Raw genomic sequence first — 18,118 nt, 5'->3', positions numbered from 1 at the left:
ACGCTAGGAATCGGCGGCGCCGCCCGGTATCCGGTTGGCTCTCCGCCGGGGGTGGACCTAGCCCCACCCTCATGTGGTCCTGGGCCCCGTGCCGTCGCGGGCCCGACCGGCCACACTAGGGTCCATGACGGCACGGTTGCGCGCGTTCGCCGCGGGTCTGGAGCTGTACGCCCTGGCCCTGACCGGCGTGCTGGCCCTGGTCCCGATCCTGCTCGTGATGCCGTTCGGGCTGCTGCTCGGGCTGGTCTTCCTCCTACCCGCCCCGATGCTGGCGGCTCGGCGGCTGACCGGCCGGGTGCGGACGCGTACGCGGGAACTGGCGGGTTTCGACGTGCGCGTGCCCTACGCGGCCGAGCCGCCGCCGCCGGTGCGCCAGCCGGACGGCTGGTACCAGCGCGACCGGCAGCTGTTCAAGCACGCCTGGTGGCCGCGGACGGAGGCCCGCATCGAGTGGGTGCTGGGCGACAACGCGACCTGGCGCGACTTCGCGTGGCTGGTCCTGGCGCCGGTCGGCGGCCTGCCGGGGGTGCTGCCCGTGGCGCTGCCGGTAGCCGCCGCGCTGCTCCTCGCGACGACGACGATGACGGCGACGCTGCCGGCGGTCGCGCTGGTCGTGGCGTGCGCCGCCGCCGGTTTCGCGCTCGCCCCCGCCGGCCTGCGGCTCACCGCCCGCTTCCACCGGCGCCTGCTCGGCGGCCCGCTGCTGCGCGCCGACGTCCGCGACGTCCGCCCCCGCCATCCCGTACGCGCCTGGGCGGCCCGGTCGCTGCGGCCGGTGCTGCAGCTGGCGGTGCTGCTGCTCACCAGCGTGACCGCGGCGGTGGTGTTCGCCGCGACGGTGGCCGGCCTGATCCTCGCCTACGGCCTGGGCCTGATCTTCGTCATCCCGTGGGCCCAGGCCGACCTGCGCTTCGCCGCGAACTGGCGGCGGTCACTGGCGCCGTGGTCGGGCGTGAGCATCCCGTCGCCCTACCGGCCGCTGCCGCCGCTCGTCCGCCGGCCCGACGGTATGTACCGGGTCGGCAAGAGCCTGTTCAAGACGCCTCGATGGGCACTGTGGTCGCAGCGGATGCACTGGGTGCAGACCGACCCCGCCACCTGGCGGGAGCTGCTGTGGCGCGGCACCGACCCGGTCGTCGGCGGACTCATCGCCGGAGTGCCGGTCTTCCTTGTGGTGTACGGGATCTGGGGTCTGGTCCTGCCGCGGATCGTGCACTTCCTCGCCGGCGGATCCCCCGTGTCGTTCTGGTACGGCCGGTTCCTCGGCGAACCGGCGGCCGCGATCCCGGTCGGCCTGGCGCTGGCGGCGCTGGGCATCGTGATCGCCCCGGCGGCATTGCGGCTGCACGGCCGCTGGAGCCGGCTGCTGCTCGCGCCGACCGGGGACGCCGTCCTCGCCCAGCGGGTCGAGCAGCTGACCCTCTCGCGCGCCGACGCCAGCGACGCCGCGGCCCGGGAGCTGCGCCGCATCGAACGCGACCTGCACGACGGTACGCAGGCCCGGCTGGTCGCGCTCGGCCTCAGCCTGGGCGCGATCGAGGCGCTCATCGACGACGATCCGGGCGCCGCCAAGGCCCTCGCCGTGAAGGCTCAGGATTCGGCCGCTCAGGCCCTGCGCGAGCTGCGTGAGATCGTGCGCGGCATCCACCCGCCGGTGCTGGCCGAGCGCGGCCTGGCCGACGCGGTACGCGCGCTCGCCCTGGACTGCCCGCTACCGGTCACCGTCGAGGTCGACCTGCCGGTACGCCTGCCGGAGCCGATCGAGGCCGCGGCGTACTTCTGTCTCGCCGAGGCGCTCGGCAACGCCGTCCGGCACGCCCGGGCGCGTACCGTGGCGGTCCGCCTCGACGTGTTCGGCGACGTGCTGCGCATGTCCGTACGCGACGACGGCCGCGGCGGCGCCGACCCCAGCGGTGGCAGTGGCCTGCGCGGGCTGGCCCGGCGGCTGGGTATCTTCGACGGGACCGTGTCGCTGTCGAGCCCGTCCGGCGGCCCCACCGAGCTGATCATGGAGATCCCATGCGCGTCGTCCTCGCCGAGGACCTCTACCTCCTCCGCGAAGGCCTGATCCAGCTGCTGACCGCGCACGGTTTCACGGTGGTCGCGGCAGCCGAGACCGGACCGGAGCTGGCGGCGGCACTGGCCGAGCACGAGCCCGACGTGGCGATCGTCGACGTACGCCTGCCGCCGACCAACACCGACGAGGGCCTGCGGATCGCCCTGGAGGCCCGGCGCCGCCGCCCCGGCCTGCCGATCCTGGTCCTGTCGCAGCACGTCGAGCAGCTGTACGCACGCGAACTGCTGGAGGACGGCTCCGGCGGGATCGGCTACCTGCTCAAGGACCGGGTGCTGAACGCGGCCTCGTTCGTCGACGCGATCCGGCGGGTCGCCGCGGGCGGCACCGCGATGGACCCCGACGTGATCGCGAAACTGCTCAGCCGGGCCCGGCCGGACAGCGCCGTCGACCAGCTCACCCCGCGCGAGCGGGAGGTCCTCGACCTCATGGCCCAGGGCCGGTCCAACGCCGCGATCGCCCAGCGGCTGTTCATGAGCGAAGGCGCGGTCGGCAAGCACACCGCGAACATCTTCGGCAAGCTCGGCCTCGGACTGTCCGATGACGACAATCGCCGGGTCCTGGCGGTACTGGCGTACCTGGACAGCGAACGCTAAGCGCCTGGCCTGAAGTCTTGTCCGTAACCGTCGGGAAGCCAGGGTGAGGTCCATGGCGCGGCGGTGGTGAGATTCTGGTCGCTGCTGCGGTTGCGGAAGAAGGCGTGGGCCTGTCGGACTCGGTCGGCGATGGTCGCTTTCGCCGTGTTGGCGATGTGCTGCTTCAGTACGGCCCAGACCCGCTCGACCGGGTTGTCTTGCGGGCTGTATTTGGCTCCCCCGATCAGCAGGAGACGGGGGTGGTCGGTCGGCCAGCCACCTCTGCGTGATCTTGCTGTGGTGGGTGGTGCCGTTATCGCAGATCACCGCCACGACCGGGGCGTCGGGATAGGCGGCCAGCAGCATGTCGAGGAAGTAGCAGAACACCACGGAGACGTTGCGGACCGACACGTGATGGTGCCAGGCGCCGGTGGTCAGATTGATCGCGCCGTGGATGGTGCGGCGGATGTTGGAACCTGGGGTCAGGATCCGATGACGGATGCCGGTGGGCATCCAGCAGGCGCGTACCCGGGCGAGTAGATCCAGGTGGGTTTCGTCCTCCCCCTGGGGCAGGGCGGCGACCTGGGCACTGATGCTCGCGCAGATGGTGTCGTAGTCGGGGTCGCTCTTGGCGATCAGTCGAGGCCGGCGCCAGCGGGTCTGCTCGCGGACCCGCCGGTATACGGTACGCAGGCTCATGCTGGGGCGTCCCAGCTGCCGCCAGATCCGGGCGATGGTTCATGCCTTCGGGGTGGCCAGTAGGGCGCGGATGCGTTCACCCAGCCGGGGACTGCCCAGCCGGGGTCGTCCGCGGCGTGGCCGGTCGGGTAGCCCGGCCGGGCCCTCACCGTCGTGGCGGGTGATCCACCGCCGCACCGTACGCGGGTCGTAGTGCAGCAGGGCGCCGATCTCGGCTGCGGACATGCCGTTGGCCGACAGCAGGATCATCACGGCCCGGGCGGGGACCCGCCATTGCCGATGCAGAGCGTCCACGACCTCGTGGTACTGCTGGTCGGTCGGCTTGGCGTACACGTGTGCGGGGCGCATACTGGCGGGGACCGAGTCAGGTTGATCGTTGTGTGGAAACTCGATCAAACCCTGACAAGGTCTTCCTATGTGGACCTCACCTGACTCGGGCGAGTCACGGACAAAACTTCGGTCAACCCGCTTAGCACTGGACCTTCACCCTCGTCTGAGCTGAGGGGCGAGCGATGGCTCCGCGCGTCGCTCACCCGCCGAGGTCAATCACGGTGCGTCACCGGGCACTTGTCCTGGAGTGCCGGGACCAGTGCGTCTATCATGGGCGTGGTGGATGGTTCGATGGCTGTGGGGGAACGGTCACCGGCGGTGACGGTGATCCGGTCCAGCGATGTCGATCCGGGCGAGCGTCGGGAGTACTGGCGACACACGATCTGCGACACGCTAGGCCCGCTGGACCTCCGCATCGGCGGCGGCGCACCCCTGGTCGGTGAGATCGCCACGGCCCGGCTCGGGCCGATCGGGGTGGCCCGGATCGTAACCACGACCCCGCACGCCGTGCGGCGCACCACGGGCCTCATCCGCCGGGACGCCAGCGAGACGGTGCGGCTTGTCCTCCCGATCGCAGGAACCGCCCGCCTCGCCCAGGACGGCCGCTCCACCACGATCACACCGGCGTCCTTCACGATGTACGACTTCAGCCGCCCGTACGTGCTGGACTACACCGGCGCGGTCGAGCTGGCTGTCTACTCCATCCCGCGGAGCCGCCTGCCGGTGCCGGCGGACGCGGTCCGCGACCTCACCGCCGCCCCGATCTCCGCTGTGGACGGGGCCGGGGCCCTGACCGCGCCGCTCTTTGCCCGTCTCGTCCGCGACATCGACCGGTACGACACCGCGACGGCCGCCCGACTGTCCACGGTCGTCCTGGAGCTGGTGACGGTGCTGCTGGGCGAGCGGCTCGAAGGCGCGGCGCCGCCGACGACGGCGCTGATGCCGCGCCTGTGCGCGTTCATCGACAGCCACCTGCCGGACCCGGACCTCACCCCGGCCGTCGTCGCCGCCGCGCACCACATCTCTCCGCGCAGCCTGCATCGGCTCTTCGCCGCCGAGGAGACAACCGTGAGCCGCTGGATCCGCCAGCGACGGCTGGAGCGCTGCCGGCTCGATCTCGCTGATCCCCGTCTGCGCCGGCTGTCGGTCAGCACGATCGCGGCGCGCTGGGGGATGCCGAACTCCGCCCACTTCAGCCGGCTCTTCCGTGCCGTGCACGGGATGCCGCCGAGCGTCTACCGCGAGATGGTCGACGCGGCGCGGTAACGCAAGCCCGCGGCGCTGATTCGCAAGACAGACCCCGCCCCCGGGGGCCAACCTTGGGGTGAGCGATAAGGGGTAGACATGCGAAGAATCATCGTCTCGCAGTTTGTGACGGTAGACGGCGTTATGGAGGGTCCCGGGAACGACCCGGCCTTCGACCGCGCCGGTTGGGCGTTCAAGTTCGACCGCGGCAGCGAAGGCAACGCCTTCAAGCTCAACGAGGTGATGGAGGCTGGCGCGCTCCTGCTCGGGCGCGTCACCTACGACGGGTTCGCGGCGGCGTGGCCGAACATGACCGACGAGGTCGGGTTCGCCGAGAAGATGAATGGCATGCCGAAGTATGTCGTCTCCACGACGCTGAACGCGCCGTCATGGACCAACACGACCATCCTGAGCGGCGACGTCGTCGCGACGATCAGTCGGCTCAAGAAGGAGCAGGGCGGGGATCTGCTCGTCAACGGCAGCGGCCAGCTGGTGCGCGCCCTCGCCGCCAACGACCTGGTCGACGAGTACCGGCTGATGGTCTTCCCGATCATCGTCGGCACAGGCAAGCCGATGTTCGGCTCCGACTTCCAGCCCTCCGCCCTCACCCTGGTCGAGTCCCGCCCGGTCGGCCCCGACGGCGTCCTCGTGCTGACCTACAGACCGAACACGACAGAGCAGCTACAGCGGCCGACAGCCGCAAAGGAGACTCCCTGATGTACCACGTCACATCCGCCGACGGCACCGAGATCGCGTACGGACGCGAAGGCAGCGGACCGGCCGTCGTCCTGGTCGTCGGCGCGTTCGGCGACCGGAACGAACCGGTCACCGCCGGGCTCGCCGCCCAGCTCGCGGCCGACTTCACCGTCTACCGCTACGACCGGCGGGGTCGGGGCGACAGCGGTGACACCGCCCCGTACGCGGTGGAGCGCGAGATCGAGGATCTACGCGCGGTCGTGTCCGCCGCCGGTGGCGAGGCCATGGTCTTCGGCGGCTCCTCCGGTGCGATCCTGGCCCTGCGAGCCGACGCGGCCGGTGTGCCGATCACCCGCCTCGCCGCGTTCGAACCGCCCTTCGTGACTGACCCGGAGCGCCCGCCGCTGCCGACGGAGAAGGAGCTGACAGACCTTGTCAACTCGGGCCGGCGCGATCTCGCGATAGAGGCTTTCCTGACCCGGGGCGCCGACATGCCGGCCGACATGGTCGCCGGGATGCGGACGCAGCCGTTCTGGCCGGTCATGGAGGCGGTGGCGCACACCCTGGCTTACGACGCCGCCATCGTGGGTGAGGAGTCGGTTCCGGTCGAGCTGTTGGCGTCGGTGACCGCGCCGACGCTCGTGCTGGTGGGCACCGCCAGCCCTGTGCGCATGCAGACCGCGGCCGTGGCGGTTACCGAGGCGGTGCCCGGTGCCCGGTCGCAGACGCTGGAAGGGCAGGCGCACGGCCAGCTCGACCCCGCCGTCCTCGGCGAAGCGGTGGTGGCGTTCTTCCGCGCCGGGTAGCTCACGTCACGCAGGCGAAAGTGGCCGGCCGCTCACCGCTATCGGGGACCGGCCGGCCACCAGGGTCCCGGCAAAGTCCTGATTGGTCTGCCCGCTGCCCGGGCCGCGGTACCCGATCCCCGCGCACGTCGTGGCATCCGCCATGGTCTGGTAGTGGTGCTCACCGCGGCGGTCTGTGCGGTGGCGGCCGGCTACCCACCTACACCGCGATCGCCGAATGGGTCGCGGATCTGCCCGCCGACACCGCAGTGCTGCTGGGTATCGACCCAGACCGGCGATCGCCCGAGGCGATGATCCGCAGGCTGCTGCAAGCCCTCGACCCCGATCTGCTCGCCGCGGCGATCGGGGCCTGGCTCGCCGCCCGGATTGCCCCACCAGTACCCGGCGCCCGGCAGGCGATCGCCACCTCGCCGGTGCCCGCACGATGCTGCACACCCGGGCTCAGGTGGCGCTGCGGCGAGGGCACGACGCGGCCGCCGAAGCGTTGCGGGAACTCTTCCAGGAACTGGTCGCCGACGAGGAGCCGTTGCGCCGGATGGGTGCGCGACGTCGACGAACTCCATCCGCAGCTCGGGCTGTCGTCACGACCTTCGATGACGGGCTCGCTCGTGAGGATGACATCAGAAAATCGGGATGCACGCCAAGCGGAAGCCGGCCTTGTAGGGTCGATCGCGCCGACGCAAGGACGTCGATTATCACGAGAGGGCGCATGACAAGCAGACTGCTGCAGGTGACGGTTGACTGCCGGAACCCGCACCGGCTGGCCCGGTTCTGGGCGGCCGTTTTGGACTACCGGGTAATCGAGGATAAGAGCGACCAGGTCGAGATCGCCTCGTGGGAGCCGACCGTGGAGGCGGTGCGCCGGGAGCCGATGCCCCCGACTGTCCTGTTCATCAGGGTCCCGGAGGGGAAACATGATGAACCAAGAACCGATTTCGGGTACGGAACGGTTCGTTGGCGTGGCCTGACGGGTGTAGATGATTCCTCAGGCGTGAGCGGCTGCGAGCGGAGTTGGAACTGATGGGCCGTCATATCCAGGTCACTTTCGACGCCCATGACCCGGGCGCGCTGTCGTCGTTCTGGCGTGATGCGCTGGGCTACGTGCATCCCGGGCCGCCCGGTGTCGAGTTGCCCGAAGGTGCCGACCCTCTAGCTGCGTGGAGCGAGTTCCTTGAACGGGCCGGCGTACCGAAGGACCAGCGCAACTCGAGATCGGCGATCGAGGACCCACACGGCAACGGTCCGCGGATCTTCTTTCTGCAAGTTCCAGAAGACAAGATCGCTAAAAATCGTGTGCACCTTGACGTACGTGCGGCTCCGGGGTTGCACGGTGACGAACGGATGGCGGCCCTCGAAGCCGAGTGCGAGCGGCTTGTGGCGCTGGGAGCGACCCGAATCCGCCGCTTTGAGCCCGAGCCTCCGATGAGCGCCGGTCACATCGTCATGACCGACCCTGAGGGCAACGAGTTCTGCCTCGACTAGCGGCGCTGTCTGGAATCGTCGCCATCTGAGAGTCCTCAGATGGTAGTAGCCTCGGACAAACCCGGCGCAGCCCTAATCTACTCGTGCCGAGGAGTGGACGGGGGCAACCAATCCCGGGTGACGGCTATTTGCGCATTTCGAGAGCCCGAACCTCCAAGCCGCCCTCACCATCATGCCGGCGGCCGACGAGGTGCTCGCCCGGCAGGCACGTAAACTGTGCGCGAGGCGGGGGGTTGCCCGCTTGATATGCTTCTAGCTCTCGACGGTTGACCAGGCAGACCTTTCCGCCATATATGCTTGTCCGGCCGACGTCGACGTGTTGGCCTACCACCTCGAACGACTGTTCTGGGCGTATGGCATAGATCGCCAGTTTGTCGTCGATCATCCGCGTCGAGATCTCGGCGAGAAAATCGGCTACGTGGTCAGGCTTAACACCGACCCAGTAGGTGCGCTCCACCAGCACCGCCTCGCCGACTTCCAGCAGTTGAGCCACGGCGCTCGCCATCCGAATGTCTGCATGCGTAAGTTCGGCGGGGACTGCAAAATGCACGTTGGTGTGCTTCTGGATGATGTTGAGCGCCACGATGAGCTGCGCGACTTCCCGCATGTCGTCGAAGGTTTCCCCGACAGGCGCAGAAGCGTACGCAGTCGGACCGAAGTTGACGGTGAGCGTGTCCTCGGGTGTCGACTGCACGATGAACTCCGCGACGGCCTCCGCCGTATAGGACCACTTGCCAGCCAGCGCGTTGAGTTCAAGGCGCAGCACGCCTGACCGGGTCGGGGTTGCCAAGTCGCGCCGCATCTCCAAATGAAGGACTTCCATAAGATCGCTTCCCATGACGATGCCTCCGCGCAGCCCCTGGACACGGTGGGTCAGCCTCATGTCCAGCCGCGCCTTCGGAATCTGATCTGGACCCTTCAAGATCAATTGGACTGGGAGCGGCATCTTAGTGCTGTCGGGAACAGACCGTAGTTCCAGCGCGTCGGACCCAGTCCCGATCTGGCCCCAGAACCGCTCGTAGTCGACCCAACGAGGATTTTCGCGGTTGACGTAACGGTCGGGGACGATGACCTGACCCCCGTAGTCACGGAACTCTTTAAACTGGAGTTTGACGGACTGCGCGTCGGCGTCATCATCGGGGAAGTAGAAACTCGTGTCGAGATCGAGCGCTTGCTCGGAGGCCAGTCCGACCTCATTATTCGAGGCAGTGATTGTCAGCCCGTCCGGCCCAGAGGTGAAGCTCACTTGATGCCCCGGAAAACGCTCGGCGGCGATTCTGGTCAAGTCGGCCAGCCGGCCACCGAGGTCGGGAAGCCCGCCTGCAAGGACCTCCTTCTCCAGCTTCATTGTCCGCGCACGTGCGAGCAGGCGGGAGTCCACGCCTTCGAGATACTCGCGAAGATCGGGATGCATCGCCATCTGGGAGTCGAACCAGTCACGGCCGTTCCACACCAGTTTAATGCCCGGATGAGCCTTTTTAAGACCGGTGAACCACGTCTCCTCGGTCGGGCAGGGGTCCAGCGGAATGACAAGTTCCCACCGGATCGGATCATGCTGGAGCGCCTTGAGCAGCGACTTTTCGATGTTGCGTTTCTGCTTGGTGCTCAGCCTGGCAGTGAAAGACTTGATCTCGAAGATGACCAGGCCGTCTGGCGAATCCCATACGCAGTCACGACCCCCATCGCCACCCGAGCCATCGATCCCGCGGGCAGCAGGATGCTGACGCTTCAGCGCAGCCTTCGCAACACGCTCCACGAAGGTGGGATTCTGGATGTCCTGCCAGTTGATCATGGTGACCTCAAGCTCTGTCGTGCGGAGCTGCGAAGTTGCGGGACGGGCGTCTGGCCCGAGTACGAAACCGGACCGAGTTGGGTTGGCCAGGCGGTTGGCGGTTTACGTCACCTTGATCCCATCCATATAATTCGCGACCAGTCTGTTCGAGGTCATCAGCGGTGCAAACGCGTCTCGAACGTCAGGATACGCGTCCAGCAACTCAAAGATTCTGGCCTCATCCCATATTTCCCAACCTCTTAGTGTGCCGCCAGACGTTTCGCATATGAGGCGGTCGATGTGACTCCATCCTTCGGACCGAAAGACCGCCGGTATCGATAGGTTAGTGACCAAAAGCAAGTAATCAGCTGGTGGTCCGGCAGTCACTGGTCGACACCCAGGTGCCCACCTACTGACCGCATGACGAATCCACTGGCGGAGCTGAACGACCCCAGCAGGCTTGTTCGCTGTGGCCCGAATTTGCATCGCCTGCATGACGACAAAACCGTCCCACGGTTCAACCTTGCTCGGATATAAGGCCCGCCCAAGGAATGAGGCATCCAACCCACCGTCGGGACCATAACCGCCGTGAAGCCTGGTGCCAACACCGAAAACTCGCACCATCAACGCCTGGGACAGGCTTTCAAAGCCCATAGGTTCTAGACTGTTCAGGTCATAGTGCTGAACGACAGCAGCTATCTGCGGCTCCGTCAATGGCATTGAAGTTGCCGAGACCTGACGGCGTTTCCATTCCAGTAGCTCTTCTACGGGGTAGATAGACGCGTGCTCATCGACAGGCTTATGGTGTAACCCGCAGAGCAGTATTAGGTTTTCCTCTTGGTCAACAAGGTTTTGCGGGTAGGTGGCATCGAAGCGCGGTCCGTTCGCTACCTCGGAGCGAATATGTGCAATCTGTGCGCCGACCGTCAATCGTCCGCGATCCTCGAAAATAAGAGGTTGTGAGCAGTCGGGATAAGCACAACTCGTAGCCCGCCCGAACAGCAACTTGATCGTCCGATCTGAATAATTACGCTTCATCCTCGACCTTCAGCATCAGGACATCCGGAACTGCGACAACTGGCGCGTTCGGTCGAGCCACTCGATAGCCAGTTGGCGGGCGTCTGCGCGCGGCATGCGCCGATCTCGGCGGATGACCTGCGCCAAGCGACGTACGACGATCTCCTCCCAGCGATCTCTGAATCTGTCATCTGGAACCTCGATTAAGATCTTGGCGCGATGCGGGTTGTGGATGACCCGGTCACCAGGGCGACCAGGTTGTAAGTAGATCCCTCGCCCACTGAGAGCGGCATCGACGAGGATGCCCTGGCGCTCGATGCTGAAAATGAGGTCGACGGCCGCTTCGATCGGGCGGACGAATCTCAGAGCCAGTGCAACCTGATCGTCGCTACGATCTATCTGACCCCAGCGGTACGTGACGTCGCCCGGCTGAAGGTGGCCATGCAGGCGGACAAGCTCCTCGAGTTCTGGACGCTCGGTCGTATCGATGATCACCAGAGGAAGCATTCTGCCGTCTGCGATCGGCCCCGCTATAGCGCCGTCTGCGACGATGGACACTGCATCAGCCGAGTCCATCGCTGATCTTGTGAGCCTACGGCCCGTCCGCGGCCTGATCATGGTTCACCTCTCGAAGAATGGATGCGCTAACTGTTGCGCTGATTCCCCGGCTGTCCTGAAGGACGGCATCATAGCGGTCGATGCCAGCCCCCGCAGGGAACAGGTCGGCTGGTAGCGGGAACGTCAACCAGCCAGCGACAGCGCCATTGGCCTGAAGCCGCACGGGGAGATCGATTGCCACGACGCCGTCTGGGAACGCCTCGCCCGTTGTCTCATGACGAAGTTTGAGGGTCATCGTGCGACCGCTCCGCAGTGTGTAAGTGACATGAAGGTCAGCGCCTACCAGGGCCGCATCGCGGTCGGTGGGGTTGACTGCGAGGATCTTGATGCCGACCCATCGTGAGGCTTCCTGACGACGCCACGACACTGCTTCATCTAAGGTGACCGTCAGCCTCGCCACCCGTCGTTCTTCCTGCTGGCTAGCCAGGGCAAGGGCCTGGCGAGCGGTGTTTCTGTTCGATACGGCGACCAAGAGCGCCAAGATCGCAATCACCGCTGACCCTAGGGGGATCAGCTGAGCCCATTCGAGGGTTGAGGGCTGAGTAGACGCGATCAGCGCAAGATGCATAGCGACAGGATGCCCGACCGGCACAAACCATCCGCTCCTGGCATCCGATAGGAAGCCATGCCGTGCGGCAACCACAGCAAAGTCGTGATGACCTGGCTCCGCCATGCCGAGTATCCGTTCGCCTTCGGCGCTGGTGGATCGATACCCTGTGTTGCTGTGACCACTCGCGACCTCGTCCCGGTGCCCGTGCGCCGGCATTTCCGGGATCTCGCCTCCCAGACCTCCGTGCTGCGGCTGATTCAGGGAATGTGGGAGGACCAAGGATTCATACCGTCCGGCGACCCGAACAACGAGACCGGCGAGCGGCGCTCCTTGTGGCGCGAGTACGAGGACAACGTCGACTGGACCGATCCCGTCCACGTGCGCCGAGTGCTGCACGTCTACGAAGCCGTGCTCGATGGCCTAGTAGAAGGGGCAGTTGACGAGAGCCGCAAGATCCTGCGTCGCCACGGCTTCGACCTCACCGCGGATGGGCAGATTCGGCCGCAAGCTGAGTTCGCCACCAGCGCCGCGAAGATTCCTACGTCGCTGAGGACCCTGCGCGACCCGAGCGTGATCTTAGATTCGTTCGAGAGAATTGATCGGGCACTTCAAAACGATCCGGCACAAGCGATCGGCTCGGCGAAGGAGTTGGTGGAAGCAACCGCCAAGACAATTCTGACCGAACTCGGTGAACCGTTCGACGACAAGACTGCCAAACTGCCAGCGTTGATCGATCAGGCTCAGCGCGCGTTGCAGGTGCATCCGCAATCGTCCTCATCGGGTCCAGACGGCAGCAACGCGATCAAGCGCATTCTCGGCGGCTTGACCAGCATCGCCATCGGACTCGGTGAGCTCCGCAACGAGGGCTGGGGCACGGGCCACGCGTCGTCCAGACCGCGCATCGGACTGCGGCCTCGACATGCCCACCTAGCAGTAGGTGCGGCTCAGACCTGGTGCCAGCTCATGCTTGACACTCTCGCTGACCCAACAGCGCCATGGCGGTCAGCGGCCAGCGTCAACATGGTGCCGCCGCCACGGCAGGCAAGTCATGTGCAGGTCAAATCATGACGGTTCTTGGTTGGCCGAGGTTGCCCCTAGCTAGCCGGGGCAAGATGTCCGATTCTTTCGGTATGAGGCGGAGGGGAAAACCGCTGAACTAGGAACCGGTCGCCGCATGCATCTCGACGTCACGTCATGCCCACCGATCGGTCGCGTGACGAGGAGGTCGAGCGGCTGAAGGGTCTCGGTGCGGCCGAGCACGAGGATCACCGAAAGCCCGAGGGCACGGGCTGGGTGACGATGGCCGATCCGGAGGGTAACCTGTTCTGCGTCGAGCGCAGCGCCGCCGAGCGCGTCTGACGCGACTCTCCGCATGCCGTAGCCCTGTCTGCGCAGCTGGTCGCCGTGGAATACGGCCCAGTGACGGCCGTCCGGCGAGCCAGTGACGGGATCGGGCGCGGGTCCGCCAGACTCTGAGACCCCTCGGCGCGGCAACTCCCTCCGGATGATGCTCAATTGCGCCGACCCGTCCTAGGTGGCTTCACCCGCCGTGGGGGTTTTGTGCGGAGCAGCTTAGCTGCTACAAAGCCTTCGACTTCGCTAATGGGCAGCACCGGCACGGCAGAAGAAATAAAGGTCGGCGTCACAAGATTGCGGCTAGGTGCAATCAAGGGCAGCACTGTCCAGCCGCTGTCCCCTACCTCAATATGGAAGTGCCTTAGGACGGTGGCGAGATGGCGTTTCACCCAAAGCATCCGGGCACTCAACTTCTGCAACGCGCTCTTGTCCCCTTGTAGAAGGCTTTCCGCCTCGTGGGCCAACTCCCGCGGAATGCGCGCCAGCTCAAAGTCCTTTGCCTCCGCAACGAAAATCACCCGGCGTGTTGGGTCAATACCTATTGCATCTATGTCGCCAAGGTCGCCGCCCTCAGGCGACTGCAGCTTTTTGCCGCAAACCTTTGCCAAGCGGGCGGCATGGATGGCACAGCCCCCAGCAGCCAGCGCATCGGCCACGGCCTGCTCAAATGCGACGTTCTCGTCCTGACGAATTGTGCTAACAAGATCCTTCATCGGTTTCGACTTCGCCCGCATTCGGCCAGAGTAAACGAGATGCGTCCAGTACGAAGTGGCTGACCATGATCGACGCGGACCCCAGATTAGATCAACGCTTTCGCTGTCGATCGCGAAAGCCTGTATCAGGGGTCGGCGCAAATACGACCATTCTCGGTTGTATCGCCACGGGTAGGCGTCCGCGCCGACAGAAAGGAACTCAACAAGGTGTGGGCGTTCGGCGGCCGCCGGGATGTCCTGCTGGTCAACACCGGGGGCGCGCCGCTGCAGCTCACCGGGTCTCGGGGACTTTCGCTACAGCCACACCTTCGGTTCGGTGGTCGGCTCCGGTGCCTTCTGCCGCATCTCCGTCGTCTTTTAGCCCACCGCGGTGGGGACCCGCGCCGTTCCGCAACCGTCGAGCAGACATCGAGCGTTCGGATCGAGAACCGCGGCCGATCATGCGACATGCAGGTAGCGGGCAAGGCATGGCAGGCTATGCCTAATACCACGGATTTAAAATCCTCTGGTCGTTGCTGTCGGCGCCGGGTGAAAAATGGATCTGGATCTGGATCTGGATCTGACCCAAATTAATTCATCGAAGCTGACCCGTGCGTCGTGGTCAGCGCGTGAGCAGGACGCGCTTGCGGAGCAGGTCGAAGTTGGCTCGGCCGTACATTTGGCGTTTGATTATCTTGATCCTGTTCACGCCGCCTACGACGGCGCCGGAGCTGTAGGGCAGGGTGAGTCCGTTGAGCACGGCGGCGTGATCGCGTTTGAGGCCGTTGCCGAACGAATGCAGGTGGGGCAGGTCGTCGGCTTCGACCGTGGTGATCCAGTCGTTGAGGCGGTTGCCGTGCAGGCCGGTGATCATTTCGGCGAACGCGGACACGTGCACGGCGGTGGCCGTGAAGTGCGGGCAGCGGGCCAACAGTGTTTGGAGTTGTTCGCGGTCGGCCGGGTCGAGACGGTCGGGGCGGGTGAGCATCCAGCCAGTGATTCGGCGGACCTTCGGCAGCGCCGGTATCGCAGCGGTTTAAGGTAGCTGCGCAGCGTGTTGACGGTGCCGCGGTAGCCGCGTTGGCGGATCTCGGCGAACAAGGCAGTTGCGTTGGTGGCACCATCGCCCAGGCGCTGGTGCAGGTAGGACTTGAACTCGTCCAGCACGCTCGGCCGTCCGGCGTGAGCCTTCGTGAGTAGTTCCTCGACCCGGTCCGCTCGGATGAAACGCCGCACGGTGCCGCGGGCCAGACCGAGCCGCCGCGCGATCGCTCTGACCGCCAAACCTTGGGCCTGCAGTTGCTGGATCTGCTCGTAGCGGGTCGCGTGTGCGTGGTGCGAGCCGGCCGTTCTCCGCGTGGGCCACAGCGTTTTCGTGCGCGGCTTGCTGCAGTCGGGCGTCCGGTGCGTCCGGTGTCGGCTGCGTCGGGTCGGCCTTGAGGCAGCGGTGGTGGCCGGCGACGGTCTGAGGTTCCCCCGATAACGACCTTGCTGGCGAATTTACGTTGATGTTGGTTGAAGTCTTGCCAGTTGGGAGGTCCAGGCGCCTTGTATGGGGACTCCGGCTAGCCAGGCGTCGATGCGGATCAGGTTGATTGCGATCGCGGTCAGGATGTGTTGGAGGAAGGCCTTGGCCTTGCCGCGGTAACGGGCGTGGTGCAACAGTGCGGGCGTGACGGCTCTCAGCCTGCTCGACCTCGCCGCGTACCGGGCGCAGCGGGCGCTGGACAGCGTGGTGCTCGCCCAGATCACCTGGATCTCGGCCGCCGATCCGGATCCGCTGCGACTGCGGCAGACCGCCGCGCGGCTCGCCGCGACCCGCCAGCTCGGCCGGGTCGTCGTGCCGGCGCGCGTACCGGGCGGGCGCGATCACTGGGGTCCCCTCGCCGCCGTGCCCGAGGTCGTCGTCGAGGACTCGCCGCTGGACCGGGCCGCACTGCTCGACTGGGCCGAGGCGCGGGCAGGCGTTCCGATCGATGCCGGGCACCGGCCGTGGCACCTGGCCGCGCGGCCGCTCACGGGCGGCGGGCACGTCGCCACGCTCGTCGTCTCCCATGCGCTCACCGACGGCATCGGGCTGCTCAACGCGCTCGCCGCCGAACCTCCGGCGCGGCAGGTCCCGCGCCACCTCCCGCATCGCGGCGTGCTGCCGGGTCTGCGCGAAGCGCTGTCCGGCCTACCCTCCGGCGTCCGCGCCGCGTTGCTCGCCGCGCGCCGGTCCGGCTCCCCCGTCGCTGCGCCGCGATGCACGCGTACGCGAGCCCGCGCCGCTCTGGCCACAGTGGACGCCTCCGCGTGGCGGGCAGCGTCGGGCGGTTCCTCGAACGCCTTGTTCCTGTCGATCGCGGGACGGGTCGCCGTGGCCCTCGGGCGGGTCGCCGCCGACGGCCGCGTACTGCTCGGCATGCCGGTCAACGACCGCGCCGCCGGGGACGACGTCACCGCCAACGCGCTCACCACCGTCACCGTCGAGCTGCCCGCCGACCGGGTGGACGATCTCGCGTACATCAGAAGGGAAGTGAAGAAGGTCCTCACCACGCGGAGTGAGCCGGTGACGGCGCTGCTGCCGATCGTGCCGTACCTGCCGCGGCGGGCCCTGCGGCCGGTCGCGCTGGCCGCGCTCGGCGGCGCCGGCCCGGTGACCTCGGCGTCGCACGTCGGCCGGCTGCCCGCGGCGGTGGCCGGGGCGGACCTGGTGTTCCTCAACCTGGGCATGCAGCATCCCGAAGGGGTGGCGGTGCCGGAACGGGTGAACGCGGTGTGCGCGGAGAGTCCACAAGGAACAGTGGCGCTGCACGTGGCCGCGGCGATCGAGAACCCGGCCCCGGTACGCGACGCCCTCCACGCCGCAGTGACGTCGGCGGGGCTTGCCGTCCGCGAGCTGTGGTGAACGTGGCCTAAATTCAGGCTCTCCGGTCCGATGTCTGTTGCGCAGGCCGAGACAAATTGTCGCGACTGTCCGCTATGCGCGACGGGCGGGCCGCCGGCGATAGTCGTTCGCCTAGCGGAAGACCGTTCCCTGCATCGCCGAGCACGGGCGGCAGTGGACGGCTCGGACTCGATCCATGCTTGATCATGTCGCTCATATATGTCGAAATACGGCCACAGCAACATATACGGGTTACATGATCAAGGCTTGGCCATCCACTTCGACATATGCCAGCGACATGATCAAGGCCAGGACAGTCCCGCCGCCGGAATAGCGTCACATGATCAAGCCGCCGGACGCACCCCGGCCCCATATCGGACAGTCGGGACAAAGGCCGGAGTGACACGGGACGGGCACGGGATGGGCGCGGGTCGGGGTGAAACAGTGACCGTTCCGCGGCGGACGATGCTTCGCCCCACTCACCTGGCAGTGGAGGCCTCGGAGCGAAGCGGAGAGGCCGGAACGGTCTCCCGCGCGAGGAGCGGAAGTGAGATCGACGAACCCGGGACAAGAAATTGATCATGATTTTGATCTGCCCCCCGATCAGCCCCGAAGAACCATCGGCGGTACACGAACCCCCACCGTCATCGACCCACACATGCAGGGGAAGAGCCTAAACTCGGCGGATGCCCCGACTCGCCTGGCCGGATCTGTGCAACGCGCGCGACCTCGGCGGAACCCCGACCGTCGACGGTGGACGGATCCGCGAACGCGCCCTGATCCGCACCGACAACCACGACCGGCTCGACGCCGCCGGTCTGGCCGCGATCCGGTCCTACGGCGTGAGCCGCATCGTCGATCTGCGGTGGGAGTGGGAGGCGGCGGAGTACCCGAGCCCGCTCGCCGGCGACGACTCCTACCGGCTCGTGCCGGCGTGCTTCGATCCGACCGGGGACGAGGACATCCCGCCCGACAGCTACCGGCTCATGGTCGACGCGAGCCGCGACCGGCTGGCCGCCGCGGTCACCGCGATCGCGCAGGCTCCGCCGGGTGGTGTCGTGGTGCACTGCCACGCCGGCCGCGACCGCACCGGCGTGGTGGTGGCGCTGGCCCTGCACGCGGCGGGAGCCTCGGTCGAAGCGATCGCGGCCGACTACGCGCTCACCGAGAACTCGGCGCCGGAAGTCATGGTGAACACGTTCGCCCATCTGGATGCGCGCTACGGCGGCGCCACCGGCTACCTTCTGGGCTCGGGTGTGACGGCCGCCGACCTGGCCGCCGTCCGGACCCGGCTCAGCTGACCGCCGCCGCGGCGGCCACGGCATGTGGTCGATGTCT

The 18,118-nt window shown here is 66.9% G+C and carries 16 protein-coding genes and 2 pseudogenes; 11 read left to right on the top strand and 7 right to left on the bottom strand.

Going from position 1 to position 18,118, the window contains the following annotated elements; genetic code table 11:
- Window positions 1-124: 124 nt before the first annotated feature.
- Together G401_RS44205 and G401_RS0107835 are read left to right on the top strand one after the other, a co-directional pair.
- On the top strand, window positions 125-2,068 hold the full coding sequence (locus tag G401_RS44205; protein ID WP_064741710.1) for a sensor histidine kinase: 1,944 nt from the start codon (window positions 125-127) through the stop codon (window positions 2,066-2,068).
- On the top strand, window positions 2,020-2,670 hold the full coding sequence (locus G401_RS0107835) for a response regulator (RefSeq protein WP_027342065.1): 651 nt from the start codon (window positions 2,020-2,022) through the stop codon (window positions 2,668-2,670). Before G401_RS44205 ends, G401_RS0107835 begins: the two co-directional genes overlap by 49 nt.
- Here G401_RS0107835 and G401_RS58490 read toward each other — a convergent pair.
- A pseudogene (locus G401_RS58490) lies at window positions 2,667-3,696 on the bottom strand (IS630 family transposase). The gene G401_RS0107835 and the pseudogene G401_RS58490 sit on opposite strands and share 4 nt — an antisense overlap.
- A 261-nt stretch (window positions 3,697-3,957) precedes the next feature.
- Between G401_RS58490 and G401_RS0107820 the strand changes: the two are divergent.
- The 5 genes from G401_RS0107820 (at window position 3,958) to G401_RS0107800 (ending at window position 7,907) form a co-directional block, all read left to right on the top strand.
- Window positions 3,958-4,944, top strand: coding sequence for an AraC-like ligand-binding domain-containing protein (locus tag G401_RS0107820; protein ID WP_169734159.1), 987 nt, complete (start codon window positions 3,958-3,960; stop codon window positions 4,942-4,944).
- A 78-nt stretch (window positions 4,945-5,022) separates the two neighbouring features.
- Window positions 5,023-5,640, top strand: a complete 618-nt coding sequence (locus G401_RS44195) for a dihydrofolate reductase family protein (RefSeq protein WP_051366346.1) — start codon at window positions 5,023-5,025, stop codon at window positions 5,638-5,640.
- On the top strand, window positions 5,640-6,425 hold the full coding sequence (locus tag G401_RS0107810; protein WP_027342063.1) for an alpha/beta fold hydrolase: 786 nt from the start codon (window positions 5,640-5,642) through the stop codon (window positions 6,423-6,425). Before G401_RS44195 ends, G401_RS0107810 begins: the two co-directional genes overlap by 1 nt.
- A 424-nt stretch (window positions 6,426-6,849) precedes the next feature.
- Entirely contained in the window at window positions 6,850-7,446 is a 597-nt protein-coding gene (locus G401_RS57550) for a VOC family protein (RefSeq protein WP_245601651.1), read from the top strand.
- Window positions 7,446-7,907, top strand: coding sequence for a VOC family protein (locus G401_RS0107800; protein ID WP_034591014.1), 462 nt, complete (start codon window positions 7,446-7,448; stop codon window positions 7,905-7,907). Before G401_RS57550 ends, G401_RS0107800 begins: the two co-directional genes overlap by 1 nt.
- A gap of 124 nt (window positions 7,908-8,031) precedes the next feature.
- On the opposite strand, the gene G401_RS0107795 is transcribed toward G401_RS0107800, so the two are convergent.
- The 4 genes from G401_RS0107795 to G401_RS55650 form a co-directional block, all read right to left on the bottom strand.
- Window positions 8,032-9,699: a hypothetical protein gene (locus G401_RS0107795; RefSeq protein WP_027342061.1), complete on the bottom strand. Its 1,668-nt coding sequence runs from the start codon at window positions 9,697-9,699 to the stop codon at window positions 8,032-8,034.
- 102 nt (window positions 9,700-9,801) lie between these two features.
- Window positions 9,802-10,716, bottom strand: coding sequence for a hypothetical protein (locus G401_RS55655; RefSeq protein ID WP_157545438.1), 915 nt, complete (start codon window positions 10,714-10,716; stop codon window positions 9,802-9,804).
- A 15-nt stretch (window positions 10,717-10,731) separates the two neighbouring features.
- Window positions 10,732-11,190, bottom strand: a complete 459-nt coding sequence (locus G401_RS0107790; RefSeq protein WP_157545436.1) for a hypothetical protein — start codon at window positions 11,188-11,190, stop codon at window positions 10,732-10,734.
- 97 nt (window positions 11,191-11,287) lie between these two features.
- Complete coding sequence (locus G401_RS55650) at window positions 11,288-11,881, bottom strand: hypothetical protein (protein ID WP_157545434.1); 594 nt, start codon at window positions 11,879-11,881, stop codon at window positions 11,288-11,290.
- Between the two features lie 156 nt (window positions 11,882-12,037).
- Between G401_RS55650 and G401_RS44185 the strand changes: the two genes are divergently transcribed.
- Window positions 12,038-12,931, top strand: a complete 894-nt coding sequence (locus tag G401_RS44185) for an abortive infection family protein (protein WP_051366344.1) — start codon at window positions 12,038-12,040, stop codon at window positions 12,929-12,931.
- Window positions 12,932-13,042: 111 nt separating this feature from the next.
- Window positions 13,043-13,222 (top strand): annotated as a pseudogene (locus G401_RS44180) (VOC family protein); the annotation flags it as partial.
- 152 nt (window positions 13,223-13,374) lie between these two features.
- On the opposite strand, the gene G401_RS55645 reads toward G401_RS44180, so the two are convergent.
- Both G401_RS55645 and G401_RS0107775 read right to left on the bottom strand, forming a co-directional pair.
- A complete protein-coding gene (locus tag G401_RS55645; protein ID WP_157545430.1) occupies window positions 13,375-13,953 on the bottom strand; it encodes a hypothetical protein in 579 nt (192 codons plus the stop codon).
- Window positions 13,954-14,533: 580 nt separating this feature from the next.
- Window positions 14,534-14,899 carry an ISL3 family transposase gene (locus G401_RS0107775; protein WP_064741709.1) on the bottom strand — a complete coding sequence of 122 codons (366 nt, stop codon included), beginning with the start codon at window positions 14,897-14,899 and terminating at the stop codon, window positions 14,534-14,536.
- A gap of 684 nt (window positions 14,900-15,583) precedes the next feature.
- Here G401_RS0107775 and G401_RS0107765 point away from each other — a divergent pair.
- Together G401_RS0107765 and G401_RS0107760 are read left to right on the top strand one after the other, a co-directional pair.
- A complete protein-coding gene (locus G401_RS0107765) occupies window positions 15,584-16,801 on the top strand; it encodes a hypothetical protein (protein ID WP_027342058.1) in 1,218 nt (405 codons plus the stop codon).
- Window positions 16,802-17,466: 665 nt separating this feature from the next.
- Window positions 17,467-18,081, top strand: a complete 615-nt coding sequence (locus G401_RS0107760) for a tyrosine-protein phosphatase (RefSeq protein WP_027342057.1) — start codon at window positions 17,467-17,469, stop codon at window positions 18,079-18,081.
- The last annotated feature ends 37 nt before the right edge of the window (window positions 18,082-18,118 follow it).

Source organism: Hamadaea tsunoensis DSM 44101, from assembly GCF_000428945.1.
GTDB lineage: Bacteria > Actinomycetota > Actinomycetes > Mycobacteriales > Micromonosporaceae > Hamadaea > Hamadaea tsunoensis.
Note: the sequence above shows the minus strand (reverse complement) of the source record. Positions and strands in the feature narration are given on the sequence as shown.